At 43.6% G+C, this 25,297-nt stretch carries 26 protein-coding genes, 1 tRNA gene and 2 other annotated features; all 27 genes read left to right on the top strand.

Features of this window, described 5'->3' with window-relative positions:
• Positions 1 to 139 precede the first annotated feature (139 nt).
• The 27 genes from nuoE to AC4PGZ_RS08645 all read left to right on the top strand — a co-directional run bounded on the left by nuoE (position 140) and on the right by AC4PGZ_RS08645 (position 25,272).
• A complete protein-coding gene (gene nuoE / locus AC4PGZ_RS08775) occupies positions 140 to 661 on the top strand; it encodes an NADH-quinone oxidoreductase subunit NuoE (RefSeq protein ID WP_492158262.1) in 522 nt (173 codons plus the stop codon).
• A complete protein-coding gene (locus AC4PGZ_RS08770; RefSeq protein ID WP_492158261.1) occupies positions 661 to 2,415 on the top strand; it encodes an NADH-ubiquinone oxidoreductase-F iron-sulfur binding region domain-containing protein in 1,755 nt (584 codons plus the stop codon). The genes nuoE and AC4PGZ_RS08770 overlap by 1 nt, the downstream gene beginning before the upstream one ends.
• A gap of 14 nt (positions 2,416 to 2,429) precedes the next feature.
• Positions 2,430 to 5,942, top strand: a complete 3,513-nt coding sequence (locus tag AC4PGZ_RS08765) for an FAD-dependent oxidoreductase (protein WP_492158260.1) — start codon at positions 2,430 to 2,432, stop codon at positions 5,940 to 5,942.
• A 176-nt stretch (positions 5,943 to 6,118) separates the two neighbouring features.
• Positions 6,119 to 6,562, top strand: a complete 444-nt coding sequence (locus AC4PGZ_RS08760) for a hypothetical protein (protein WP_492158259.1) — start codon at positions 6,119 to 6,121, stop codon at positions 6,560 to 6,562.
• Positions 6,535 to 7,701: an HD-GYP domain-containing protein gene (locus AC4PGZ_RS08755; protein ID WP_492158258.1), complete on the top strand. Its 1,167-nt coding sequence runs from the start codon at positions 6,535 to 6,537 to the stop codon at positions 7,699 to 7,701. The genes AC4PGZ_RS08760 and AC4PGZ_RS08755 overlap by 28 nt, the downstream gene beginning before the upstream one ends.
• A 16-nt stretch (positions 7,702 to 7,717) precedes the next feature.
• Entirely contained in the window at positions 7,718 to 8,188 is a 471-nt protein-coding gene (locus AC4PGZ_RS08750; RefSeq protein WP_492158257.1) for a nucleoside deaminase, read from the top strand.
• Positions 8,189 to 8,270: 82 nt separating this feature from the next.
• Entirely contained in the window at positions 8,271 to 9,152 is an 882-nt protein-coding gene (pepI, locus tag AC4PGZ_RS08745) for a proline iminopeptidase (protein WP_492158256.1), read from the top strand.
• 83 nt (positions 9,153 to 9,235) lie between these two features.
• Positions 9,236 to 9,967 carry a nitroreductase family protein gene (locus AC4PGZ_RS08740; protein ID WP_492158255.1) on the top strand — a complete coding sequence of 244 codons (732 nt, stop codon included), beginning with the start codon at positions 9,236 to 9,238 and terminating at the stop codon, positions 9,965 to 9,967.
• A 14-nt stretch (positions 9,968 to 9,981) separates the two neighbouring features.
• A complete protein-coding gene (locus AC4PGZ_RS08735; RefSeq protein WP_492158254.1) occupies positions 9,982 to 10,866 on the top strand; it encodes a YitT family protein in 885 nt (294 codons plus the stop codon).
• 165 nt (positions 10,867 to 11,031) lie between these two features.
• Positions 11,032 to 11,439 (top strand): IS200/IS605 family transposase, encoded by a 408-nt coding sequence (gene tnpA / locus AC4PGZ_RS08730; protein ID WP_492158253.1) that lies wholly within the window; start codon positions 11,032 to 11,034, stop codon positions 11,437 to 11,439.
• A 5-nt stretch (positions 11,440 to 11,444) separates the two neighbouring features.
• Positions 11,445 to 12,518, top strand: a complete 1,074-nt coding sequence (tnpB, locus tag AC4PGZ_RS08725; RefSeq protein ID WP_492158252.1) for an IS200/IS605 family element RNA-guided endonuclease TnpB — start codon at positions 11,445 to 11,447, stop codon at positions 12,516 to 12,518.
• Between the two features lie 202 nt (positions 12,519 to 12,720).
• A tRNA-Sec gene (locus AC4PGZ_RS08720) sits at positions 12,721 to 12,817 on the top strand.
• Positions 12,818 to 12,881: 64 nt separating this feature from the next.
• A complete protein-coding gene (locus tag AC4PGZ_RS08715) occupies positions 12,882 to 14,075 on the top strand; it encodes an acetate kinase (protein WP_492158251.1) in 1,194 nt (397 codons plus the stop codon).
• Between the two features lie 128 nt (positions 14,076 to 14,203).
• Positions 14,204 to 14,704, top strand: coding sequence for a YceD family protein (locus AC4PGZ_RS08710; protein WP_492160262.1), 501 nt, complete (start codon positions 14,204 to 14,206; stop codon positions 14,702 to 14,704).
• Between the two features lie 28 nt (positions 14,705 to 14,732).
• Positions 14,733 to 14,909 carry a 50S ribosomal protein L32 gene (rpmF, locus tag AC4PGZ_RS08705; protein WP_492158250.1) on the top strand — a complete coding sequence of 59 codons (177 nt, stop codon included), beginning with the start codon at positions 14,733 to 14,735 and terminating at the stop codon, positions 14,907 to 14,909.
• A gap of 57 nt (positions 14,910 to 14,966) precedes the next feature.
• Positions 14,967 to 15,962 (top strand): phosphate acyltransferase PlsX, encoded by a 996-nt coding sequence (gene plsX, locus AC4PGZ_RS08700; protein WP_492158249.1) that lies wholly within the window; start codon positions 14,967 to 14,969, stop codon positions 15,960 to 15,962.
• A gap of 75 nt (positions 15,963 to 16,037) precedes the next feature.
• The gene (locus tag AC4PGZ_RS08695) at positions 16,038 to 16,409 is read left to right on the top strand and encodes an Asp23/Gls24 family envelope stress response protein (RefSeq protein ID WP_492158248.1); all 372 of its coding nucleotides are present in this window, start codon (positions 16,038 to 16,040) and stop codon (positions 16,407 to 16,409) included.
• An 11-nt stretch (positions 16,410 to 16,420) separates the two neighbouring features.
• Complete coding sequence (nusB, locus tag AC4PGZ_RS08690; RefSeq protein WP_492158247.1) at positions 16,421 to 16,831, top strand: transcription antitermination factor NusB; 411 nt, start codon at positions 16,421 to 16,423, stop codon at positions 16,829 to 16,831.
• Positions 16,832 to 17,437, top strand: coding sequence for a DUF445 domain-containing protein (locus AC4PGZ_RS08685; protein WP_492158246.1), 606 nt, complete (start codon positions 16,832 to 16,834; stop codon positions 17,435 to 17,437).
• Between the two features lie 50 nt (positions 17,438 to 17,487).
• Positions 17,488 to 17,671, top strand: a binding site (T-box leader).
• 53 nt (positions 17,672 to 17,724) lie between these two features.
• Entirely contained in the window at positions 17,725 to 19,632 is a 1,908-nt protein-coding gene (gene thrS, locus AC4PGZ_RS08680) for a threonine--tRNA ligase (protein WP_492158245.1), read from the top strand.
• Positions 19,633 to 19,683: 51 nt separating this feature from the next.
• On the top strand, positions 19,684 to 20,442 hold the full coding sequence (locus tag AC4PGZ_RS08675) for a GNAT family N-acetyltransferase (protein ID WP_492158244.1): 759 nt from the start codon (positions 19,684 to 19,686) through the stop codon (positions 20,440 to 20,442).
• 70 nt (positions 20,443 to 20,512) lie between these two features.
• Positions 20,513 to 20,648, top strand: a sequence feature (ribosomal protein L20 leader region).
• A gap of 44 nt (positions 20,649 to 20,692) precedes the next feature.
• Complete coding sequence (gene infC / locus AC4PGZ_RS08670; RefSeq protein ID WP_492160261.1) at positions 20,693 to 21,205, top strand: translation initiation factor IF-3; 513 nt, start codon at positions 20,693 to 20,695, stop codon at positions 21,203 to 21,205.
• Positions 21,206 to 21,222: 17 nt separating this feature from the next.
• A complete protein-coding gene (gene rpmI, locus AC4PGZ_RS08665) occupies positions 21,223 to 21,420 on the top strand; it encodes a 50S ribosomal protein L35 (protein WP_492158243.1) in 198 nt (65 codons plus the stop codon).
• Positions 21,421 to 21,440: 20 nt separating this feature from the next.
• Positions 21,441 to 21,794 (top strand): 50S ribosomal protein L20, encoded by a 354-nt coding sequence (rplT, locus tag AC4PGZ_RS08660; RefSeq protein WP_492158242.1) that lies wholly within the window; start codon positions 21,441 to 21,443, stop codon positions 21,792 to 21,794.
• Between the two features lie 86 nt (positions 21,795 to 21,880).
• Positions 21,881 to 22,600, top strand: a complete 720-nt coding sequence (locus AC4PGZ_RS08655; RefSeq protein WP_492158241.1) for an NAD-dependent protein deacylase — start codon at positions 21,881 to 21,883, stop codon at positions 22,598 to 22,600.
• Positions 22,601 to 22,638: 38 nt separating this feature from the next.
• Positions 22,639 to 24,063, top strand: coding sequence for an MBOAT family O-acyltransferase (locus tag AC4PGZ_RS08650; protein WP_492158240.1), 1,425 nt, complete (start codon positions 22,639 to 22,641; stop codon positions 24,061 to 24,063).
• 12 nt (positions 24,064 to 24,075) lie between these two features.
• Positions 24,076 to 25,272, top strand: coding sequence for an alginate O-acetyltransferase AlgX-related protein (locus AC4PGZ_RS08645; protein ID WP_492158239.1), 1,197 nt, complete (start codon positions 24,076 to 24,078; stop codon positions 25,270 to 25,272).
• Positions 25,273 to 25,297: the final 25 nt, after the last annotated feature.

Here is a 25,297-nt window from a genome sequence, read left to right as displayed (position 1 = left end):
ATAAAATAAAAACACACGGATTCAGCGAAATTTAAAATTAAAAAATATTTACTTATTTTTATATAAATGTTAACATATAGACTGTAGAGAGATTTGTAAATTTTCAGTCAAAATTAATTTTAAAACTAATAAAAGGAGAGTGAATCTAGTGCAATGCTGCTGTGAAGAAAACAAAAAAACTGACAGTGTAGACCTTAGCCTTATTGAAGGTATCGTTGAAAAATACAAGGATACAAAGGGAAGTCTTATCACTATACTGCAAGGCGTTCAGGAGATATACAACTATGTTCCGATGGAGGCCATAGAATATATTGCAGAGCAGACTGGCATAAAGCCTGCGAAAATATACGGGGTACTGACATTCTACACTCAGTTCAGGATGAACCCGGTAGGAAAGAACCTTATCATGCTTTGCCAGGGAACTGCATGTCACGTAAACGGTTCTGAGGGAATCGAAGAAGCTATCCATGAGGAGCTTGGAATAAATGATGGAGAGACAAGCGAAGACGGGCTTTTCACGCTTATAAACGTTGCCTGCCTCGGATGCTGCAGTTTATCTCCTGTAATGATGATAAACGGCGAGACTTACGGAAAACTTACGCCACAATCTACAAAGAAGATAATTGCTGATATTAGAGCAATAGACAAGGAGGAAGCATAATGAGAATTCTTGTTGGACAGGGAAGCTGCGGACTTGCAGCAGGAGCAGGAAAGATATCTGATTATCTTGAAGCTCAGATAAAGGCTCAGGGTCTTGACGCAAGCGTTGAGATAACAGGATGCATAGGAACATGCTATCTGGAGCCGATTGTTGACGTTATTGATGATGAAGGCAACAAAACTACATATGTGAAGGTAGATGAAGCCATCGCTGAAAAAATAGTAGAAAGCCACATAAAGAATTCAGTACCTGTAGCTGAAGCTGCCATAATGAACGAAGACGTTCTGGCTCAGGGCAAGCAGGTAAAGATAGCGCTCAAGAACTGTGGTATAATCGACCCTGAGAGCATAGATGAATATATAGAGGCAGGCGGATACGAAGCTGCCAAAAAATGTATCACGCAGCTCAGCAGAAAAGATGTAATCGAAGAATTAAAGAAATCAGGCCTCAGAGGAAGAGGAGGAGCAGGATTCCCTACATGGTTCAAGTGGAATGCGGCGCTTTCTTCTACAGCAACTCCAAAGTACTTTGTATGTAATGCTGACGAGGGAGACCCGGGAGCGTTCATGGACAGAGCGGTAATCGAGGGAGATCCGCATGGACTTATAGAAGGAATGATGATAGGTGCTTATGCTATCGGAGCTACTGAAGGCGTGGTTTACGTAAGAGCAGAGTATCCGCTTGCCATCATAAGACTTACGAATGCAATAAAGCAGGCTAAGGAAAGAGGATATCTCGGAGACAACATATTCGGCATAGAGGGCGCAAGCTTTAACATGAGAATAAAGGCAGGAGCCGGAGCTTTCGTGTGTGGAGAAGAGACAGCTCTTATCGCATCGCTTGAGGGCGAAAGAGGAATGCCAAGGCTCAAGCCTCCATTCCCTGCACAAAAAGGATACTGGGACAAGCCGACCAACATAAACAACGTTGAGACACTTGCAAACGTGCCTTGGATAATCAGAAACGGCGGAGAGAAATTTGCGGCGATGGGAACTGAGAAGAGTCCGGGAACAAAGGTATTCGCGCTTACTGGAAAAATTGCCAAGGGCGGACTGGTAGAGGTTCCTATGGGAATGCCTATATCAGAGATAATCTATGACATCGGCGGCGGAATAAGAGACGGAAAGCAGTTCAAGGCAGTTCAGCTTGGAGGGCCATCTGGAGGATGTATACCTTCTAGCAAGATAGATACTACAGTTGACTACGAGAGCATAGCGCAGACCGGAGCAATAGTTGGTTCAGGCGGTATGGTTGTTATGGATGAGACTACGTGCATGGTTGACATGGCGAGATTCTTCCTTGACTTCACAAGAAAAGAATCATGTGGAAAATGCATCCACTGCAGAATCGGCACAAAGAGAATGCTTGAGATACTGAACAGAATATGCGAAGGCAATGGAAAAGACGGAGACATAGAGCTTCTTCAGGATCTTGGAGAAAAAATCAAGGACGGTTCGCTCTGCGGACTCGGACAGACAGCTCCAAACCCTGTTCTCAGCACAATAAGATACTTCAGAAACGAGTACGAGGATCATATCTACAACAAGACATGTACAGCAGCTCAGTGCAAGCCGCTTATCACCTTCAACATACTTGAAGACAAGTGCATAGGCTGTGGAGTATGCAAGCGCAACTGCCCTGTTAACGCTATAGAGGGTTCAGTGAAGCAGCTTCATGTGATTGATCACGATCTTTGTATCAAATGTGGAAAATGTATCGAAAGCTGCAAATTTGGTGCAGTAGTCAAAAAATAGGGAGGAGGCCGAAAATGTCAAAGATCAGACTTAATATAGACGGAATTGAAGTTACTGGCTACAGTGGCCAGACAATTCTCGAAATCGCAAGAGAAAACAATATAGAGATACCAACGCTATGTCATGACGACAGAGTAAAGGCTTATGGATCATGCGGACTTTGCGTGGTAGAAGCAGTCGGAATGCCAAAGCTCATGAGATCATGTGCGACAGAAGCCGCAAACAACATGGTTATAAAGACAAACACAAAAAGAACTACAGAGGCAAGACAGGTGGCGCTTGAGCTGCTCATGTCAGATCACAGAGGAGACTGCCAGGGACCATGCGTGCTTGCATGTCCAGGAAACACTGACTGTCAGGCATACGTAGGGCTTATAGCAAACGGACAGTTTGACGAAGCCAACAAGGTAATAAAAGATCAGCTTCCGCTTCCTGCAAGTATAGGAAGAGTATGTCCGCATCCATGCGAGACTGCCTGCAGAAGAGGCCTCGTGGATGAGCCTGTAGCTATAGCCAATCTCAAGTACTTTGCAGCGGATCATGACCATGCAAATGAGCAGGTATTCATACCTGAGCTCAAGCCAAAGACAGGAAAGAAAATCAACATAATAGGTGGAGGACCTGGAGGAGTTTCTGCAGCGTATTTCCTTCTGATGGAAGGACACGACGTAACGATATACGATCAGATGCCTAAATTCGGAGGAATGCTCAGATACGGAATACCTCAGTACAGACTTCCAAAATCAGTACTTCAGAAAGAGATAGACATAATAGAGACTATGGGTGCAAAGCTTGTTCCTAACACAAAGGTGGGAAGAGACATAAGCTTTGATCACATAAAAAACACTGCTGACGCTACTCTTGTTGCAATCGGAGCATGGAGCAGCACAAAGCTTGGCTGCAAGGGCGAAGAAGCAGAAGGCGTGCTTGGAGGAATCGAGTTCCTTGAGAACTATGTTACAAACAAGCCATTCAAGGCAGGAGAAAAGGTAGCGATCGTAGGTGGAGGAAACACTGCGATGGATGCCTGCAGAACTTCAGTGAGACTTGGAGCAAAAGAAGTATACAACATATACAGAAGAACCAAAGATCAGATGCCTGCTGAGGAAATCGAGATAGTAGAAGCAGAAGAAGAAGGCGTAGTATTCAAGGAGCTTGTAAACCCTATTGAAATCAAGAAGCTTGAAAACGGCCAGCTTGAGATGACACTTCAGGTAATGGAGCTTGGAGAGCCTGACGCGAGTGGAAGAAGATCACCGATTCCAAAAGAAGGCGTAACTGAGACTCTTGTGGTTGACTGCGTAATCAGCGCAATCGGACAGATAGTAAATCCAAAGGGATTTGAAGATATAGAGCTTACAAGAAGAGGAACTATAGCGGCAGACGAGAGCACATTCAGAACTAACGTGGATGGAGTATTTGCAATCGGAGACGCTACAAACAAGGGCGCTGACATAGCGATCGCTGCGATCGGAGATGCAAAGAGAGCGGCTCAGGTTATAATGACATATCTTGATGGAGACATGGTAGCATACAAAAAACCTTTCTACTCAGAAATCGAAGGCATGAGCGCCGATGATTTTGAAGACAGAGAGAGAAGCTACAGACCTCACAGAGATCATGTGGATCCAGAAGTAAGAAACAAGAACTTTGAAGAAGTGGTTTCAGGATACACGAATGAGCAGGCTATGGAAGAAGCATCAAGATGCCTTGAATGCGGATGTATGGACCTTTACGAGTGCAAGCTTCTCAAATACTCAAATGAGTATGACATAAAGCCTGAGAAATTCGCAGGCGAGATGCACAAGCGTAAAGAAGACAACTCTCATCCATTCATAGACAGAAACCCTGACAAGTGCATACTCTGCGGACTTTGCGTGAGGACCTGTGAAGAAGTAATGGGCGTGAGCGCGCTTGGCCTTGTACACAGAGGATTCGACACTATAGTAAAACCTGCAGTTGAGCTGCCTCTGAATGAAACTGGATGTATCTCATGCGGACAGTGCATAAGCGTTTGTCCAACGGGAGCGCTTCAGGAAAAAATGAAGATCAGAAAGCCGGTTCCTGTAATAGCTGAAATAACAAATACAGTATGTTCAAACTGCAGCGTTGGCTGTAACATAAAAGTAAATACAAGAAATGACATGATAATGAGAGTCGAGTCTGACGTTAACAGCAAGGTTGACGATGGAAGACTCTGTGCAAAAGGAAGATTTGGATATGACATAGCTCACAGCTATGACAGAATAAAATCTGCACTTCTCAGAAGAGACAAGGAGCTTGAGACAGCTACGCTTGAAAGTGCACTTGTAGAAACAGCCAAGAAAGCTCAGAGCCTGGTAAACCTTAATGGACCAGAGAGTCTTGCAATCCTGGTTTCAGACAAATATACCAATGAAGATATATTCGCAGTGAAGACTCTTGGAGAAAAGCTGTTCAAAGCTTCAAAAGTATACAGCATGAATGCTGACAGATCTGCACTTGCTGACGTGCTTGGAACAGACGCATCCACAGCAAGCTACGAAGAGCTTCTTTCAACAGAGATGATAGTAGTTGCAGGATCAGACATAATGATAAACAACACAGTGCTTGGAATAAAGATCAGACAGGCTGCCCTCAACGGTGCAAAGCTGGTTGTAATAAATGATAAGCATACACTTCTTGATGAGATAGCGACAGTTTCTGTTCATGCAGATTCTACCGACATCCTTCTTCAGATAGAGAAGGCTGTGGCTCAAAACTCAAAAGCTGCGACAGATGAGCACAAGGCAGCTCTTGCAGGAGTTGAGGTAAGCGCAGACGCACAGAAGATAGCAGACATGTACACAGCTGCAAAGACAGCCATGATAGTATACAATCAGGGCGAGCTAAGCTATGACGGAGCGCTTTCACTCGTAAACACTGCAGTGATGGCAGGCCATGTAAACAGGCCAAGAGCTGGAATAATCCAGATGAAGAAAAATGCCAACAGCCAGGGACTAGTTGACCTTGGAATCTGCACAGACAAGGCAGAGCTTCTTGAGAAGATTGAAAATGGAACTGTAAAGGGAATAATGTCATTCGGAGAGAACATCTGTGACATAGACCTTTCAAAACTCGAGCTTGTTGTAGTTCAGGACGTAAACATGTCAGACATGGCTAAAATGGCAGACGTAGTGCTTCCTGGGGCAAGCTTTGCAGAATCAGAGGGATCATATACAAGCTCTGAGAGAAGAATCCAGAAATCAAGAAAAGCGCTCGAAAATAATACTGTGGGATCTAACTGGAAGCTTGCGATGGACATAGCAAGAGTACTTGAGCCAGATTTTGGATACAGCACGCTTTCTCAGATACAGGAGGCTATAGGAAGCTTCAACCCTTCATACAAGGGACTTGCAAAACTCGAAGGAGACAAGATCTGGAGCTACCCTGCATCACAGGCAGTCCTAAAGCCTGCAAAATCAGCAAAACTTGTTGAAGCAGTTACCAATACAAGCTTTGAAAGAAAGACATTCAAAGAATTCATGAAGAATAACAACCTGCTGTAGCATATAGAATATAAGGGCAAAATGAAAAAGCACAGGACGTTAATAGCCCTGTGCTTTTTTGCAAAAGAAAGGAATAACATATATGAAGGCATTCATGCTAGACGGATTTATTGATTTATCAGGATTTTTTGACGAGTTCATAGAAAAAAAATCCTGTCTTCAGCAAGAGTCAGAATGTGCAGTTTCTTATTTTCAACCCTGATTTCACCTCGATAGAATACGTTCATAACTCAACCGCATCGCTTGCCATCAAGGAAGATTTTGAGGCATTCAAAAAGCTTACATCAGAGTCAAATCCTCTGAAAACCAGCGGCTTTACCGAAGTCCATGTATCCCAGGAGGGAAACGGGACTATGATATACATATCTACAGTAAACTCCATACTCGAAAAAAAGATATATGTGGCATCTGTATGCCTCCAGTTCGGGGACAAGATTGTTCCCGAAAGGATAATCTCAGAGATAAACCTTGACACCGCAGAATATTTTCTTTATCATGTTCAGGCGACGATAACAAACTATGAGAAGCTGTACTACCTCATAGACGCCTTCTGCGAGATGCTTTCTGCAAAGGACGTGCTTATCCCCATCACATGTCCAATGTTGCGAACTGGTGCATAAAGATAGCAAACGAGCTTGAATTCGATGACAAGGACACCAAGATACTGTATGTGGCTGCGCTCCTGCATGACGTCGGAAAGCTTTTCATACCAGACTCAGTGATAAGCAGGCCGACAAGGCTCACGGACAAGGAGCAGGAAATGGTGAGGCAGCATCCTCAAAATGGATACAACATGCTGAAATCATCGCTCTATGGCATGACCTTCTTTAACGATGTTCCAAAGATAGTAAAGCACCATCACGAGAGATATGACGGCAAGGGATATCCAGACGGGCTCTCAGGAGAAGAGATTCCTTACCTGAGCAGGATAGTGGCTACTGCGGAGAGCATAGACTTCATGATGAGCAGAAGACCAGGATGCGAGGCAAAGGAGCCGCATGAGATAATCGAAGAGCTCAGAGAGCTTAGCGGACAGCAGTTCGATCCCGAGATAGCCAGGGCGGCCATAAACGTCATAGAAGATGACTATGAGAGCACAAGGACCATGGTCATGAAAAAATCCAAGTTCATAACAAATGCCTCACTGAGATTCTATTTTGGAGATTTCAAGACTATAATAACGCTTAACGGAAACCTCATAATAAAGAATGAAAAAGCAATATTCATACTGGCAACCGGATCCCAGTACAACCCTAACTGGGTTACCTCAAGGATATTCCTGCCTACGATAAGCTTTTCTGAAAACAGGGATTTCTATGAGTTCAAGTGCAGCGTAGACAGCCTTTCACCGGAAAACATAGAGATATCTCAGATAGCATACACCCCTACTGACAAATACTTCTCGCTCGTGCTTGAGGGAATGCTCAAGATCAGAAAGGGTGATTTTGAGATGGATGTAGAGATGATGAAACTGGGAGGGGACACTCTGGTATTCAAGGTAGAGCCGGAGGAGAGCGAAAAGATAGCCGAGAACCTCGGCGGCAGCTTTGAGGTAGACCTCGACAGTGAGACGGCAGAGCATTCAGGCGTAAGCACCGTAAAGTGCCGCATAGGCAAGATGTATAATTCGGGAGGAAACGTGGTATACGTTCTCAGCTATGTGGATATGTCCTCTACAGTAAGAGATGATATACTGAGATACCTTTTCAAGAAACAGGTGGAGCACAAGCATAAGCTTAAAAAAGCAAGAAAAAATTAGAAAGTGAAGAGTAAGAATGAAAAAAGAAATCATCAGAAAAGCTGTTGACAGAGCAAGAGAAACAATGAACAAAAATCTTGGAGGCCCATTCGGGGCAGCCGTCATAGACCAGGATGGAAATGTCATAGCCGTAGCATCAAATTCGGTGCTTGGAGACCATGACCCTACCGCACATGCCGAGATAAACGCCATAAGAGAGGCAGCCAGGATAAAGGGTACGCACGACCTCAGCGGCTGCATCATATTTGCGACAGGATACCCATGTCCAATGTGCCTTTCCGCGATAATATGGGCAAACATCAGAGAAGTCGTTTACGGCTGCAGGCCGGAGGATGCGGATGCCATAGGATTCCGCGATGACTTCATATATCATTTCATAAAGACAGACATGACTGACGAATCCGTTCTGAGGCTCACCGAAGAAGGCAGGCAGGAGTGTCTTGCGCTTTTCAGAGAGTATGCAGAGCAGGAGAGAGAAATATACTGATCAAAACCCATGTTGAAATTTTTCCTTCATAATGTTATAATTTAGTCAGGACAACATTAAAAATTTAACAGGAGGAACTATAATGAAAATCGTTGAAGGATATATGCCATACCTGGAATATAAGACTTACTACAGAATAATCGGAGAGCAGAAGGATGGCAGAAAGCCGCTTGTGCTTCTTCATGGAGGACCGGGCTCTGCACACAATTACTTCGAGGTTCTTGATGAGCTTGCGAAGGATGGACGTCAGATAGTTATGTATGACCAGCTTGGATGCGGTCTCTCAGCTACGCCTTCACGCCCTGATCTGTGGAACTCAAAGACATGGATCGAGGAGCTGATAGCGCTTCGTGAGCATCTCGGACTTGAGGAGATACATCTTCTTGGACAGTCATGGGGAGGAATGCAGGCTATAGAGTATCTGTGCGACTACAAGCCAGAGGGTATAGCGAGCGTTATTCTTTCGAGCACTCTTCCTTCGGCAGATATGTGGGAAAAAGAGCAGCGCCGTATGGTAAAGCTTCTTCCGCTTGAAATGCAGGAAGCTATAGCAAAGGCAGAAGCTACTGGAAGCTACGATGATCCGGCTTACCTTGCGGCAAACGATGAATTCATGCTGCGTCACTGTGCTCCTGAATTCGGACCTGAGGACCCAGAGTGTCTTACACGTCCAAAGGTTAAGGGAACCGAGGCATATGTTACTGCATGGGGACCAAATGAGTTCACGCCTACAGGAACGCTCAAGGGATGGGAATACAGAGAAAAGATAAAGGACATAAAGGTTCCGACGCTCATAACAAGCGGACTATCTGATCTGTGTACTCCGCTTATAGCTAAATTCATGAATGATACGATAGAAGGCTCTGTGTGGGAGCTGTTTGAATTCAGCCGCCACATGCCATTCGTTGAGGAAAATGAGAAATACATGAAGATACTTAGAAAATGGATGGAAGATCACGAATAGGATCTTAATAAATCAGAGGAAAGGGGATACTGTTTAATAATGGTACTCCCTTTTGTTTTCGGGATTCCTGCAAAGGAGGATATATGAATTCTACTATCACAGAGCTTTTTGAAAGAAAATCGGTAAGGGCATTTGAAGACAGGGAAATACCGGAGGATGTGAAGTCCCTTATAATCGATGCGGCCATTCAGGCGCCTACAGCCGGAAACCAGGTGCTCTACTCAATCCTTGACATCACAGACCAGAAGCTCAAGGATGCGCTTGCGATAAGCTGCGACAATCAGCCCTTCATTGCGAAGGCGCCTCTGGTTCTCATATTTCTTGCCGACTGCAGGAGATGGCTGGATTCCTATGAGTATGCTCGCTGCGAAGCGAGGAATCCGGGAAAGGGCGACCTGATCCTGGCCATGGAAGATGCGATCATAGCTGCGCAGAATGCGGTAGTAGCAGCACACTCTCTGGGCATAGGCTCCTGCTATATAGGAGATATACTGGAAAACGCAGAGCAGCACATCGACCTTCTCGGGCTTGACGAATACGTGATGCCGGCTGCGATGCTTGTTTTCGGATATCCGGTTCAGCAGCAGAAGGATCGAAAAAAACCTGAAAGGTTTGACAAAAGATTCATCGTTCATGAAAATTCGTACAGGAGGCTCTCAAAGCAGGAGCATGTGGAGATGTTCACGCAGATACATCCGGAAAGCGGGTTCGATTTTGACGATTATATAACGAAATTCTGCAGGAGAAAATACATGTCAGATTTTTCAAGGGAGATGAGCCGCTCAGCTGAGGTTTACCTGAGTAATTTTGAATAAATAATGGAGATTATATGAAAAAAACTTTACGATTCAGTGAGATTGTCATGATTGTGCTCGGGTCTTTGATCCTTGCTTTTGGTATAAGCTGGTTTCTTTCTCCTCCGGGACTTGTAACAGGAGGCTTATCGGGTATTGCCATAATAGTTCAGAAGCTGACCTCGGGGACGATCGAAGGCGGAATCCCTATATGGCTTACCAATGCGGTGCTCAACATACCTCTTTTTGCGGTAAGCATAAGGCAGAGAGGGTTTGGGTTTGCGCGAAAATCCCTGTATGCGGTGGTCCTGCTTTCGGTAGCGCTTTGGCTTACGGAAATGATTCCCAATCCTTTTGCCCATATAGAGGACCTGATGCTTTACGGACTTTTTGGGGGAGTTTTCGTGGGAACTGGCGTGGGACTCGTGCTCAGAGCCGGAGCAACCACAGGAGGCACGGACATGCTGGCGGCGATATTCAAGTTCATCAGGCCTAATCTTCCGATTGAGAAGGTAATGCTTCTTATCGATGCGGTTATAATAGTCAGCGGTATGTTCGTGTTTGGAGTGGTAAATACCATGTATGCGATAATATCTGTAATAGTTACCACAAAGATGGTTACCCTTGTGCTTGAGGGCGGCAGCTCTGCCGAGGCGGCCTTTATAATGTCTGAAAAGAGCGATGAGATTGCCGATGCCATAATGAACACCGTGGGAAGGGGCGCTACTGCCATAAAGGCAAGGGGCATGTATTCAGGTTCTGACAGAGAGATGATTTTCGTGGTGCTTTCGCAGAAGGAGCTTCCTCTGCTCAGGCAGGTCATAATGGGGATTGATCCGCGGGCATTCATAACGATTGCTGAGGTAAGGGAGGTTCTGGGCGAAGGATTCATAGAGGAATATGACCCTATGAAGCTCTAAATGGAGCCTGTTTTTAATACATGTACCGAGAATTCCCCCTCCTCTAAACTACCTTGCTCGTATTAACGAGAGTGAAGGCGGTGGGATGAATCGGTTTATGAATGTTTAGAACACTTCTGAAGGGGTATAATATAATCAGTCGTAACAGGAAAGGATACTTATAATATGGATAGATTCGATAATAATGCACATTCAGTATTTTCCTTATACTATCATCTGGTTATGGTTACTAAATACCGTAGAAAAGTGTTTGATTCAAATATTTCAGACAGAGCTAAGAACATATTTGAATACATTTGTCCAAAGTATAATATTACACTGCTGGAGTGGAACCATGATATGGATCATGTCCATATACTCTTCAAAGCACATCCAAACAGTGAAATCAGCAAATTCATAAATGCATATAAAAGTGCAAGCAGCCGACTTATTAAGAAAGAATTTCCATGCATAAGAGAAAAATTATGGAAAGAAGCATTCTGGTCTCAGAGTTTTTTTCTTATCACCACAGGAGAGTCTTCGGTAGATATAATCAGAGATTACATCGAGACGCAGGGTGAAAAAGTGAGGTGAACATTATGCTGAAAGCATACAAGTACAGAATATATCCAAATGCAGAGCAGATGCAGTTCTTTGCAAAATGCTTTGGATGTGTGCGCTTTGTCTACAACCGGATGCTTTCAGACAGGATAGAGCACTACAATCTCACGGGAAAAAGCCTGAATAACACTCCTGCCCAGTACAAATCAGAATTCACCTGGCTAAAGGAGGTTGACAGCCTGGCTCTCGCCAATGCTCAGATGAATCTCAATACAGCATACAGAAACTTCTTCAGAGACAAGTCCAATGGATTTCCAAAATTCAAAAGCAAAAAAAACAATAATTTCAGCTATACCACCAACAACCAGAAAGGAACGGTATATGTTGAAAACGGATACATAAAACTCCCAAAACTGAAGTCACCTGTAAAGATCAGGCAGCACAGAAGCTTTGAAGGAGTAATAAAGTCATGCACAATTTCAAAAGCCCCATCCGGTAAGTATCACATATCCATTCTGGTTGAAACTGAAATACAGAAACTCCCAGCATCGGACATGCGAGTCGGCATAGATGTCGGGATCAAAGATTTTGCCGTACTTTCAAATGGAGAGGCATACAAAAATCCGAAACATCTCAGGAAATCCGAGAAGAGACTTGCCAAACTTCAAAGAGACCTTTCAAGAAAGCAGATAGGAAGCAGCAATCGCAACAAGGCAAGAATCAAGGTAGCGAAGCTCCATGAGAAAATAGCCAACCAGCGAATGGACTTTCTTCACAAAAAGAGTACAGAGATAATACGCAAAAACCAAGCAATAGTTATCGAAGACCTGAAAGTGAAGAATCTCATGAAAAACCATAATCTTGCGAAGTCCATTGCCGAGGTTTCGTGGAGCAGGTTCAGGGAAATGCTGGATTACAAGTCCAGGTGGTATGGCAGGGAGCTCATAATTGCCCCACCGGACTACCCTAGTTCGCAGCTTTGCTCTGACTGCGGTAACAGGTCGAGTCAGACAAAGGACCTGGCCTGCAGAGTATATATCTGTCCAGAGTGCGGTCTTGAGATAGACAGAGATTACAATGCAAGTCTGAACTTGCTGAAGCTGACAATGTAAATACAAGATACAGTGTCAGTCGGGGAGGGTACCGCCCTTAGAGCCTGGAGAATCTTGCTTCATCAGAAGCATTGACCAGGAAGCCCCCACTTCTTAAGTGGTGGGTAGTTCACTAGATACATGATTTTTTGAACAAAAATTATCATATGTTGCAAAAAAATCTTGAAATGGAAGATAATCTGTGTTAAGATAAATAGCGATTGGGAGTAGATGGGTGCTGGTGTGCCCGCTGGTCTTCAACACCAGTTCGAGGGGTTAGTAGCTTCTTGGGTGGGTTCGATTCCCACATATTCCCGCCAATTTTTATACAGTATAATAACATGATCATATGTCATGTTACATATATAAGATGGAGGGAAATCGATGAAAGTATTAGTAATTAACTGCGGAAGTTCATCACTAAAATATCAGCTTATTGATATGACAGACGAGTCTGTACTGGCTATAGGTCTTGTTGAGAGAATTGGAATAGAAGGTTCTGTTCTTAAACATGAGATACCAGGAAGAGACAAGCAAATAATCGAAGAGCCAATGACGGATCACAAGGATGCACTCAAGCACGTGCTTGATGCGCTTGTTAACCCTGAGTATGGCGCAATCAAGAGCATGGATGAGATCAATGCTGTTGGACACAGAGTAGTTCATGCGGGAGAGAAATTCGCATCTTCAGTAGTTATAACTGATGAGGTTGTAAAGGCGCTTGAAGACTGTATAGAGCTTGCTCCGCTTCACAATCCGCCAAACCTGATCGGAATAAATGCTTGCAGAGAAATACTTCCAACTGTTCCAATGGTTGCAGTATTCGATACAGCTTTCCATCAGACAATGCCAGAGTCATCATATCTTTACGGAATTCCTTATGAGTACTACAAGGAGTTCGGAGTAAGAAGATATGGATTCCACGGTACATCACACAAGTATGTAAGCTACAGAGCTGCTGAAATACTTGGAAAAGACATAAAGGATCTTAAGATAATCACATGCCATCTTGGAAACGGAGCTTCTGTAGCTGCTGTTGACGGTGGAGTGGTAGTTGATACATCAATGGGATTCACTCCGCTTGAGGGACTTATCATGGGAACAAGATGCGGGGACATGGATCCTGCTATAGTTACATTCCTTATGAAGAAGCTTAACCTTGACGCAGACGGAATCAACGATGTAATGAACAAGAAATCAGGGGTTTTCGGAATGTCAGGCGTAAGCTCAGACTTCAGAGACATCGAGAACGCAGCTGCTGAAGGCAACGAAAGAGCTGCAATAGCACTTGAGACATACTACAAGAGAGTTAAGAAATACATCGGATCTTACATGGCTGAAATGGGCGGCGTAGATGTGATAGTATTCACAGCTGGACTTGGAGAGAACTCAATCGGCGCAAGAGAAGAAATCTGCAGCGGACTCGAGAGATTTGGAATCAAGATAGACAAAGAAGAGAACAAGGTAAGAGGAAAAGAGAAAGTCGTTTCTTCAGCTGATTCAGCAGTAAAGGTACTTTGCATACCTACAAACGAAGAAGTGATGATTGCAAGAGATACTTTAGAATTAGTAAAATAATTCAGATATCATAAATGTTAAGATCAATAAGGGAAACCTTATTGATTTTAACTTGTAAGGCAATTCTACTTGACAAATGTTATCCTGCAATGTATAATATTTGTGATAAATAAGAGGTGAGGAACGTGATGAATTTAAGTGAAATCCTGTCCGGCGAGAGAAGCACTCTGGCAGTAGATGTCAGCTTTGATAAAGAGCAGGCGAATAACAACGAATATGGTCTCAGATTTTCTTCACCGGTTGTTTTGAATGGCATTATTGTTAAAACAGATGATCAATTGGTGTTAAATGCAAAGCTGTCAGCCAGCGTTATCGGCCAGTGCGCCAGATGCCTGGATGATGTAGATGTGTCAGTCAGTGAGGACATAATTGTATATTTGGTATCGGGAGATGAGATTTTTTTAGAGGAACATGATACTTACGTTATTTCTGAGAATCATGTAGATTTGATGGATCTCTGCTTTATTGAGATTTTGAATCAGATACCTTATAAACTACTTTGTAAAGAGGATTGCTTGGGTATGTGTCCAGTATGTGGAAGTAACTTCAATAAAGTCCAGTGCAAATGCAGTATGTCAGATGAAAATATTGATGCCAGATTTGATAAACTAAAAGAAATGATCAAGTAAAGATTAAGCAAAAAGGAGGTGGACATAAATGGCAGTACCAAAGAGAAAAACAGCAAAGTCTGCAACTCGTTCAAGAAGAGCAGCTAACATGCAGCTAACTGCAAACGGTTTAGTAAAATGCCCACAGTGTAACGAATTAAAATTATCACATAAGGTTTGTCCTGAATGTGGATTTTATAAAGGCAGAGAAGTAATAGAGAAGTAAGTTTTACTGGCATGTAGGTGGACACTACATGCTTTTTTATTATGCGGGAGGAATACGATGAGAATAGCTGTAGATGCTATGGGTGGAGATAATGCACCATACGAGATAGTTGTCGGAGCGCTTGATGCCGTGAAGGGCAATCCGGACATAACTGTAGTCCTTGTTGGAAAAGAAGATGAGATAAACAAGATCATAGATGAAAAGACAAAAGACAGATCGGGCATAGAGGTCGTGAATGCTACGGAGGTAATCGAGTTTGATGACGTGCCTACAAAGGCCGTAAAATCAAAGAAGGATTCTTCGCTTGTGGTTGCGATGAAGCTGGTCAAGGACAAGCAGGCAGATGCTTTCCTCAGCGCAGGAAGCACCGGGGCAATACTTGTAGGAGGCCTTTTCATCGTGGGCAGGATAAAGGGGATCGACAGGCCGGCTCTCACAGGATTCTTCCCGAATCCAAAAGGCTATACAGTCCTTCTTGACATCGGAGCGAACGCGGACTGCAAGGCAAGGAACATACTCGAGTTTGGAGTAATGGGCTCGCTTTATGCGGAAAAAGTGCTCGGGATCAAAAATCCGTCGGTCGGCCTGCTTAACAACGGAACTGAAGAAGGCAAGGGCAATGACCTCACCAAGGAGGCATTTGCGCTAATGAAAGGCAGCGACCAGATCAATTTCTACGGAAACATAGAAGGAAGGGACATGCCGGCAGGAACCGTCGATGTTGCAGTCACAGACGGCTTTACGGGCAATGTGGTCCTCAAGACTACTGAGGGAGTAGCCTCGACCATAATGAAAATGATGAAGGATGCACTGATGTCATCGACAAAGGGCAAGATAGCCGGAGCGATGATAAAAAGCGACATGAAGGCCCTCAAGGACGGCTTCAGCGCTGATGCCATAGGAGGAGCGCCTTTTCTTGGAGTCGACGGCGTAGTGCTCAAGGCACACGGAAACTCAAGAGCCATAGCGATCACTAATGCGATACTTCAGGCAAGGAGATTCAAGGAATCAAATTACATCGAGGAGCTGAAGGCTCACATAGAGCAGCTTTAAAAATATTTTGCTACTTCAGATAAAATTTGATATAATGATATGTATGAATCGTATACAAAATCAGGAGGTCAGGATATGAATGAAATGGGAAATGTAAATATATCAGAAGATGTTATCGTGACTATATCAAATATAGCGGCTAATGAAATAGAAGGTGTTGCAGGCGTATACAGCGGAATCGCAGATGCGCTGCTTGAGATATTCAGGGGCAAGAAATTCAACAAGGGAGTATCTGTAGTCCTTGAAGAAGAAAAGATATCCGTGACCATCATAATAGATGTGGAATATGGAAGGATAATCCCTGAGGTTGCAAAAAAAGTACAGGAAAACGTCAAAAACGCTATAGAATCAATGACAGAGCGAGAAGTAAACGAAGTAAACGTTCATGTTCATGGAGTAGTTATAAAGTCAGAAAAACCTGAGAAGCACAAAGCTGTATCAGAATAATTGGAGAAAATATGGGAAGAAGAGAAGAACGTCAGAAAGCCGTAGAGCTTTTGTATGAAATGTCCGTGCAGAAAGAAGATGAAGCTGCATATATAAAGGAGTACCTCGATAAATATGAGCTGGACAGCGAAAACCTCAAATTCGCTGTGAGGATACTCGAGGCTTATTTTGAAAACAAAGAACATGTGAATTCTGCGATTTCTGGAAATCTTCAGAAATGGAAGATTGAGAGACTCGGAAAGATAGACCTGAACATAATAAGGATTGCGACTACGGAGATGCTCTATTTTGACGATGTTCCGGAGGCTGTATCCATAAACGAGGCGGTAGAGCTTGCAAAGCTGTTCTCTGAGGAAAAGGCTTTTAAATTCATAAATAAAGTACTGAGAAATATACTTGAATCAACAAAGAAGGGTGAATAAATGCAGTTGTTTTTAAAGATAATGTTCATGATGGCGGTTGGTGGCCTTATAGGCTGGATGACTAATGTCATAGCTATAAAGCTTCTGTTCAGGCCGCTTCTGCCAGTGAGAGTCCCACTGACAAATTTTCATATCATAGGGCTCATACCAAAAAGAAGATTAGACATAGCAAGAAACATCGGACAGACGGTCCACAATGAGCTCATCTCTATGGATGAGATAGGCGAAAGACTCCTTACGGATGAAAACAGAGCCTGGATGACAGCTGAGATAAAAGGCAAGATAGCAAGCGTGATAGATGACAAGATGTCCATACTTCCCTCAGGGCTCAAGATGATGGCCATGGGGATGCTTGGAGACGTCGTAGACAGAGAAATCGCGGTATTCATAGATGAAAAGTCAGGCGAGCTTGTAAAAAAGGCAGGAGAGAATGTCAACATAGGAGAGATGGTCGAAGAGAAGATTAACCAGTTCGAGCTTGAAAAGATAGAGGAGATAATCCTCAGCGTCGCAAAATCAGAGCTGAAGCATATAGAAGTCCTCGGGGGAGTCCTCGGAGCGGCTATAGGGCTTTTCCAGGCTGTCGTGATGCAGCTTTTCTGGTAATTAGTGTTGACAAAAATATTCTGTAATAATATAATAATTGATAAGATATAAGAAATGCGTTGAAAAGACGAGTAATAGCTGTGATTTATCTGCAGAGAGGAAACCCTGAGCTGAAAGTTTCCGGTAAAGAAAGCTATGAAAACCACCTTTGAGCACTCACTAACAGTGAGCGGGAGGCCCGATACAGCCGAAAGAGAACAAACTTGGGTGGAACCACGTATATACGTCCCATGAGCTTTTATGCTCATGGGATTTTTTAATACCAGGATTCTGAAATGGAGGATAACATGATTAAAGTACAGTTAAAAGACGGTTCGGTAAGAGAATTCGAGCAGGGCGCAAGCGTGCTTGACGTAGCAAACTCAATAAGCGATGGACTTGCAAGAGCGATAACAGGAGCAAAATTAAATGGAGCCGTGGTAGGGACAGGTCATCAGATAGAAGAAGACTCAAAGATAGAGTTCCTAAAGTTTGAGGACGCTGACGGAAAGGACATATTCTGGCATACTTCTACTCACATAATGGCCCATGCTATCAAAAATCTTTTCCCTGAGGCAAAGCTTGGGACTGGCCCGGCTGTGGAAAATGGGTTCTATTATGACATAGACCTTGACTACAGACTCACTCCGGAAGACCTTGAAAAAATCGAGGCTGAGATGAAAAAGATAGTAAAGGACGAGCTTGAAATAGAAAGATTTGAGCTTGATGAAGAAGCAGCAGTAGCGCTTATGAAGGAAAGAAACGAAGATTACAAGATAGAGCTCATACACGATCTTTCAAAGGAAGGCCAGAGACTCTCATTCTACAGACAGGGAGACTTTGTCGACCTGTGCGCAGGACCTCACCTTTCAAACACTAAGAAGGTAAAGGCTTTCAAGCTTACAAGCGTAGCGGGAGCATACTGGAGAGCAGATCAGAGCAACAAGATGCTTCAGAGAGTATACGGAATATCTTTTGAAAAGAAGAAGCTTCTGGATGAGTATCTGGAGATGATAGAAGAAGCGAAGAAGAGAGATCACAGAAAGCTTGGAAAAGAGCTTGACCTTTTCACTATACTTGAGGACGGACCTGGATTCCCGTTCTTCCTTCCAAACGGAACTGTGCTCAAGAATGAGCTTATGAAGTACTGGAGAGAGGTTCACAGAGAGGCGGGCTATGTAGAGATAGAAACTCCTATAATTCTGAGCAGACATCTCTGGGAGACTTCGGGACACTGGTTCCACTACAAGGAAAACATGTACACAGTTCAGATAGATGAAGAGGATTTTGCAATAAAGCCTATGAACTGTCCGGGAGGAATGCTCACTTACAAGACTAAGATGAGATCCTACAGAGATTTCCCTATAAGAATGGGCGAGGTAGGAAGAGTTCACAGACATGAGCTTTCAGGAGCGCTTCACGGCCTTATGAGAGTAAGAGCCTTCACTCAGGATGATGCGCATATATTCATGCTTCCTGAGCAGATAAAGGATGAGATCAAGGGCGTGGCGATGCTGATCGACAAGGTATACAAGCAGTTCGGGTTCTCTTATCACGTAGAGCTTTCAACAAGGCCTGAGAGCTTCCTTGGAGAGATATCTATGTGGGACGAGGCAGAGGCAGCGCTCAAGGCGGCGCTTGAGGAGCTTGGACTCGATTACAGGCTGAATGAGGGAGACGGAGCATTCTACGGACCAAAGATAGACTTCCATCTGAGAGACTGCATAGGAAGAACATGGCAGTGCGGAACAATACAGCTTGACTATCAGCTTCCACAGAGGTTTGACCTGACTTACACAGGAAAAGACGGTGAGAAGCACAGACCTATAATGATCCACAGGGTTGCATTTGGAAGCATCGAGAGATTCATAGGCATACTGATAGAGCATTACGCAGGAAAATTCCCTGTATGGCTTTCTCCGGTTCAGGCAAAGATACTTCCTATATCCGACAAGTTCATGGACTACGCAGATGATCTTTACAAGAAACTGTTTGACGCCGGCATAAGAGTGGCAATAGATGACAGGGCAGAAAAAATAGGCTACAAGATCAGAGAGGCTCAGCTTGAAAAAGTGCCATATATGATCATCGTAGGAGAAAAGGAAGCAAACGAAGGAAATGTATCTGTAAGATCAAGAGACGGCGGAGAACTTGGCTCACTGAGCGTTGAGGAATTTGTTGAAAAGCTCGTTGCAGAAGCAAAGGATAGAATTTAATTAAATTTTGTGTTATAATGTCCTAAAATATATTAGAAGGGCGCTGATCCGATGATACAAAGAATAGAAGAGCTTTTGATGAATTCCAGTCCGTCATCTGGAATAACGATAGATAATGGTTTCCTGATCAGATATTTCAACACGTCGAACGTATGCACCATAAACATGCTGATCCCTCCTGCTAAGGATGAGATAGCATCCATAATGGACAGGCATATGCGAAAGCTGTCAAAGCACGATATAAATCCTTATTACAGAGTAGTATTCTCAAAGGAGTTTGAGCATCTCGAGATGGAGATGGTAAGAGGCGGATTTGAGATATCAAATCCCGGACTCGTGCTTGCACTCAATCTTGAAAACAGGGAGAAGGAGCTGTTTGCATTTGCAAACTTCATAGAGCAGGGTATATTCGTAGATACCGGGCTCAACGATGAGTGGCTGAGCGACTATCAGCACCTTACCGAAATGCATCCAAGGCAGAGGTCGTTCTTTGAGGACAATATACAGAAAAGCATGCTTGAGAACATGTTCTTTGCTATTGTCGACAGAGAAAGAGTCATTGCGATGGGATATGTCACTTTTATCGATGAATACATGATAATAAATGACCTGTTCGTCTCTCCTAAATACAGAAACCTGGACTATGGAAAGAAGCTGCTCAAGGGCATGCTCTGCAAGGGTCTCTCAAAAGGTATAAAAGTCGTGATAGCCGATGTTCAGGAGGACAATCTAGTGGCTCAGAAGATATTTGCAGATCAGGATTTTGAAAAAGTATATGCGTATTATTACCGTGGAAAGAAAATATTCTAGATCACATGGAAAGAAAATATTCTAGATCACATCTTGACATATATGGATAATGCGTGTATAATAACAAATGTTGATTAAGCAGAAGACCGCTTCTCACCTTATTACTTCGAGTTCATAAGGTTTACAAAATTAATTTTAAAACAGAGCAGTATTTAAGATTATAATTTTGGGCGGATAGTATATGCTATTCGCCCTTTTTTGATTATATAATAGATGATAAAGCTGAGCATGAGAAATATGGAGGTGAACAATCATTAAAGAACAACAACTTAATGAGCAAATTCGTGATAAGGAAGTAAGACTTATCGACGAGAATGGGCTGCAGCTTGGAGTAGTATCTACCAAGGACGCTCAATTAATGGCTAGTCAGAAAAATCTTGACCTTGTAAAAATATCGCCAAATGCCGTACCACCGGTATGCAAGATAATGGACTTTGGTAAATTCAAGTACGAGGCAGCAAAAAAAGACAAAGAATCAAAGAAGAAACAGAAAGTAGTTATAGTTAAAGAAATCAGACTTAGACCAGTGATTGAGATGAACGACCTTAAAACTAAAGCGAAAATGACTTGTAAATTCTTGGAAGCTGGTGATAAAGTAAAGGTTGCTGTAAGATTCAGAGGCCGTGAGCTTGGACACAAAGAAATAGGATATCAAGTTATTAATAAATTTATCGAGCTGATTGAAGAAGCCGGAACTCCTGACAAGGAGCCAAAGATGGAAGGAAACAGCTTGGTACTGATGATAGAACCAAAGAAAATTTAAGCGAGGAGGATACAATTATGCCAAAAATGAAAACTCACCGTGGAGCTGCAAAGAGATTTAGAGCTACAGGAAGCGGAAAACTTAAGAGATCAAAAGCTTACAAAAGACATATCTTAACAAAGAAGAGTGCGAATACTAAGAGAAATCTTAGAAAATCAGCTATAATGTCAAAAGGCGATCAGTCAAGAATCGCAAGATTACTACCATATATATAAACAGAGGAGGTATAGATTAAATGGCAAGAGTTAAAAGAGCAATGAACGCTCGTAAGAAGCATAAAAAAGTACTGAAGCTTGCAAAAGGTTTCAGAGGAGCAAGAAGCAAACTTTACAGACCAGCTAACGAATTCGTAATGAAGGCGCTGGCTCATGCATACAAAGGAAGAAAGCTTAAGAAGAGAGATTTCAGACAACTTTGGATCGCAAGAATAAACGCAGGAACAAGAATGCACGGACTAAGCTATTCAAAATTCATGAATGGACTTAGGAAGTCAAACATAACTATAAACAGAAAGATGCTTTCTGAAATGGCTATCCACGACCCTGAGGGATTCGCTCAGCTAGTTGAAACAGCAAAGAAAGCGCTTTAATCATCATTGTATATAAATACGTAAAGCAGTCACACTTCAAAACGAAGCTGTGACTTTTTTATAATTAAGAGCGAGGAGGGATTGTTTTGGATGAATCAGTTGAAAGATTAAAGGAGCTTGTATCGAGGTGCGACAACATAGTGTTTTTCGGAGGCGCCGGAGTATCAACAGAAAGCGGGATACCGGATTTCAGGAGCGTGGACGGACTTTACAGCCAGAAATACGATTATCCTCCGGAGAAGATACTGTCTCATGATTTCTTCATGAAAAACACATCTCAGTTCTACAGGTTTTACAGGGAGAAGATGCTTTTTCCTGATGCAGAGCCAAATGACGCACACAGGGCACTTTCTGAGCTTGAGAAAAAGGGAAAGGTAAGGGCGGTAATCACGCAGAACATAGACAGCCTGCATCAGAAATCAGGAAGCAGAAATGTCCTTGAGCTGCACGGCTCTGTACACAGAAATTACTGCATGAAATGCTCGCGCTTTTACGACCTTGAATATATAATGAATAGCAGGGATATTCCGAGATGTGAATGCGGAGGTATAATAAAGCCGGATGTGGTTCTGTATCAGGAGGGGCTCGACAACGACACTATCGAGAAAGCCATAAGATATATATCGCAGGCGGAAATGCTGATAATTGGAGGCACATCTCTGGGAGTTTATCCTGCCGCAGGACTCGTGGATTATTTCAGTGGAAAGGACCTCGTACTTATAAACAAAGGTGCAACGAGCAGGAGCTGCAGGGCTTCTCTTGTGATAGACCGGAAAATAGGTGAGGTATTCAGGAACCTGCTTTAGATTTTAACAGACTCTTTAGACACTGAGAGGAGTAGACGATGCTTTTTTCGAGCACATTTTTCTTATTCTTTTTTCTTCCGCTTTTGCTGCTTCTGTACTATCGCTTCGTAACTGAGCATTCAAAAAGAAACAGGCTGCTTCTTGCATTCAGCCTCGTGTTCTATGCCTGGGGCGAGCCGCTGTTCGTGTTCATAATGGCGCTCTGCATAGCGGCAAACTACTTTTTTGCGCTCAAAATAGAGTCTTATCAGGACAGGGGCAGGACCAGGCTGATGCTCGTGCTCATGCTTGTATTCAATCTCGCTCTGCTGGCGGTCTTCAAATACGCGGGATTTATAACTCAGAACATAAATTCGCTGCTTTCGCTTGACCTTAGCGTACCGGAGATAGCGCTTCCGATAGGTATATCGTTTTTCACGTTCCAGGGGATATCCTACGTGATAGACGTGCACAGAAAGAAGGCTGAAGCCTTTAAAAACCCTCTTGACGTCGGGCTTTACATATCCTTCTTCCCTCAGCTTATAGCAGGGCCGATAGTGAGATATGAGACCATAGCAAAGGAGCTCAGAGAAAGAAACGCCACTGAGGATGATTTTGTACAGGGGACGTCAAGGTTCATACTGGGTATCGCGAAAAAGGTGATACTTGCAAATCAGTTCGCGCTTATAGCTGACAAGGCCTACAGCTTTCCGGCTGATTCTGTTTCTGTAACGCTCGCGTGGATGGGAGCGATTGCATATACGCTTCAGATATACTTTGATTTCTCGGGGTATTCAGACATGGCCATAGGGCTTGGCAAGCTTTTTGGATTCCATTTTCCTGAGAATTTCAGGCATCCATACATGGCAAAATCTGTATCCGACTTCTGGAGGAGGTGGCATATCTCGCTTGGGAGCTGGTTCAGGGACTATGTTTACATCCCGCTTGGAGGAAGCCGCGCAGGAAAGCTGATGCAGCTGAGAAATATAGCCATTGTGTGGCTGTGCACCGGAATATGGCATGGAGCAAACTGGACCTTCATAGTCTGGGGGATATATTTTGGAGTCCTTATAATCCTTGAAAAATTCACAGGGCTGGACAGGATGCTTGAGAAAAGCAGGCTCATGGGACATATATATACGATGACCATAGTTATATTCGGCTGGGTGCTGTTCAGATCGGCAGGCATAACGGAGGCGATCGACTATATAAGGTCTATGCTGGGAATGGGTTCAGGAGCTGCGACAGAGCCTATTGCAGTTCTTTATCTTCAGGACTACAGGTTTGCATATATAGCGGGCATCATCGCGTGCTTTCCTCTCATATCCAGGGCAAAGGCTTTTTATGACCGCAGGAAATCAGACAGGATATGCTGCGCCGCAATTGAGCTGTCATTCATATCGGCACTGGCTGTTCTGTTTCTGATTTCAGCTTCATATCTCATAAAGGGAACCTACAATCCGTTCATTTACTTTAATTTTTAGCGAGGAGCACTTATGAAACTTTCACTCAAAAAAGCAGCTGTGACAGCGTTCTTTGCATTTATTGGAATTACGGGCCTGCTTACTCTGACGGTTAACAGCGTAAGTGTCGCGAAGGACACCTATATAGCTGTCAGAGACACTGTATCTGCCGGCTCGGGGATGAATGATATCATGAAAGGCGTGGTGAGAGGGGCGGAAAATGGATTCTCCTCAAACCTGTTTGGCCAGAACAGCTTCATAGATATATACGGACTTGTGGAAAAGGCTGCAGGCAGAAGGTATATACTTGATGCGGACAGCTCCTACAACATAATAAAGGATGATTCGGGAAAGCTTCACTTTCTGTCCTTCAGGGAGGACAACTCCGCTGCTGTGGATGAGATAGCAGCCATGAACGAGACCCTCAAAAAAAACGGAATCGATTTTCTGTATGTCCAGACGCCGATAAAATATATAAAGGGATTCACAAAGATAGATCCATCTCTTACGGACTATTCCAATGAGAATTCGGACAAGATCGTAGCGAGGCTCAGGGAATCGGGAGTAAACGTGTTTGACCTTCGAAACCTGCTGGATGATGATCGTATTGACAAAGGGACCCTGTTCTATGACACTGACCATCACTGGAGGATAGAGACAGCCTTCTGGGGAGCGGGAAGAACGGCTGAAAAGATCAAGACTCTGTTTGGCAGGGATATGGACCCTGAAGGATTTTATACGGATTTTGGCAATTACAGATCCGAAACTTATGAGGACAGCTTTCTGGGATCTCAGGGAAGGCGAGTAGGCAGATATTTTGCGGGAACCGATGACTTTACTCTCGTAACTCCTGACTTTGATACGGATTATGAGGTCACTGTAAAGAAGAAGGACTCTGTCGACACTTTTGAAGGGGATTTTTCTCAGGCTGTGATAAGAAGAGACATACTTGAGGACAAGGACATATTCACCAACAGATATGTTTCGTATTTCGGGGCTGACTATCCGGAGGTCATAATAAACAACAAAGCGGCGGAAAATGACCTGAAGCTGCTTATCGTAAAAGATTCCTTCGGGATTCCGTTTTCTGCATTCATGTCCCTGATGGCATCGGAGACCAGGATGCTGGACATGAGATACTACAAGGACGGCACCGCGGAGGAGTACGCGCTCGAATACAGGCCGGACATAGTGCTTTATGTGTTCAGGAGCATAAGGACGATAGAATAAACAGAAAAGAGATGACTGTGAGCCG

Source organism: Proteocatella sp. QWL-06, assembly GCF_058684135.1.
The sequence above is the reverse complement of the archived record's forward strand: the minus strand, read 5'-3'. Positions and strand labels throughout refer to the sequence as shown.

What these genes read in the sequence shown, in the direction of transcription:
- AC4PGZ_RS08710 (WP_492160262.1), top strand. Translation starts at nt 14,204, where the DNA reads ATGAATTTAAGTGAAATCCTGTCCGGCGAGAGAAGCACTCTGGCAGTA.
- AC4PGZ_RS08770 (WP_492158261.1), top strand. Translation starts at nt 661, where the DNA reads ATGAGAATTCTTGTTGGACAGGGAAGCTGCGGACTTGCAGCAGGAGCA.
- tnpA (WP_492158253.1), top strand. Translation starts at nt 11,032, where the DNA reads ATGGATAGATTCGATAATAATGCACATTCAGTATTTTCCTTATACTAT.
- AC4PGZ_RS08765 (WP_492158260.1), top strand. Translation starts at nt 2,430, where the DNA reads ATGTCAAAGATCAGACTTAATATAGACGGAATTGAAGTTACTGGCTAC.
- rpmF (WP_492158250.1), top strand. Translation starts at nt 14,733, where the DNA reads ATGGCAGTACCAAAGAGAAAAACAGCAAAGTCTGCAACTCGTTCAAGA.
- AC4PGZ_RS08755 (WP_492158258.1), top strand. Translation starts at nt 6,535, where the DNA reads ATGTCCAATGTTGCGAACTGGTGCATAAAGATAGCAAACGAGCTTGAA.
- AC4PGZ_RS08750 (WP_492158257.1), top strand. Translation starts at nt 7,718, where the DNA reads ATGAAAAAAGAAATCATCAGAAAAGCTGTTGACAGAGCAAGAGAAACA.
- thrS (WP_492158245.1), top strand. Translation starts at nt 17,725, where the DNA reads ATGATTAAAGTACAGTTAAAAGACGGTTCGGTAAGAGAATTCGAGCAG.
- AC4PGZ_RS08650 (WP_492158240.1), top strand. Translation starts at nt 22,639, where the DNA reads ATGCTTTTTTCGAGCACATTTTTCTTATTCTTTTTTCTTCCGCTTTTG.
- AC4PGZ_RS08695 (WP_492158248.1), top strand. Translation starts at nt 16,038, where the DNA reads ATGAATGAAATGGGAAATGTAAATATATCAGAAGATGTTATCGTGACT.
- tnpB (WP_492158252.1), top strand. Translation starts at nt 11,445, where the DNA reads ATGCTGAAAGCATACAAGTACAGAATATATCCAAATGCAGAGCAGATG.
- rpmI (WP_492158243.1), top strand. Translation starts at nt 21,223, where the DNA reads ATGCCAAAAATGAAAACTCACCGTGGAGCTGCAAAGAGATTTAGAGCT.
- AC4PGZ_RS08645 (WP_492158239.1), top strand. Translation starts at nt 24,076, where the DNA reads ATGAAACTTTCACTCAAAAAAGCAGCTGTGACAGCGTTCTTTGCATTT.
- rplT (WP_492158242.1), top strand. Translation starts at nt 21,441, where the DNA reads ATGGCAAGAGTTAAAAGAGCAATGAACGCTCGTAAGAAGCATAAAAAA.
- plsX (WP_492158249.1), top strand. Translation starts at nt 14,967, where the DNA reads ATGAGAATAGCTGTAGATGCTATGGGTGGAGATAATGCACCATACGAG.
- AC4PGZ_RS08685 (WP_492158246.1), top strand. Translation starts at nt 16,832, where the DNA reads ATGCAGTTGTTTTTAAAGATAATGTTCATGATGGCGGTTGGTGGCCTT.
- AC4PGZ_RS08735 (WP_492158254.1), top strand. Translation starts at nt 9,982, where the DNA reads ATGAAAAAAACTTTACGATTCAGTGAGATTGTCATGATTGTGCTCGGG.
- nusB (WP_492158247.1), top strand. Translation starts at nt 16,421, where the DNA reads ATGGGAAGAAGAGAAGAACGTCAGAAAGCCGTAGAGCTTTTGTATGAA.
- pepI (WP_492158256.1), top strand. Translation starts at nt 8,271, where the DNA reads ATGAAAATCGTTGAAGGATATATGCCATACCTGGAATATAAGACTTAC.
- AC4PGZ_RS08715 (WP_492158251.1), top strand. Translation starts at nt 12,882, where the DNA reads ATGAAAGTATTAGTAATTAACTGCGGAAGTTCATCACTAAAATATCAG.
- AC4PGZ_RS08740 (WP_492158255.1), top strand. Translation starts at nt 9,236, where the DNA reads ATGAATTCTACTATCACAGAGCTTTTTGAAAGAAAATCGGTAAGGGCA.
- AC4PGZ_RS08675 (WP_492158244.1), top strand. Translation starts at nt 19,684, where the DNA reads ATGATACAAAGAATAGAAGAGCTTTTGATGAATTCCAGTCCGTCATCT.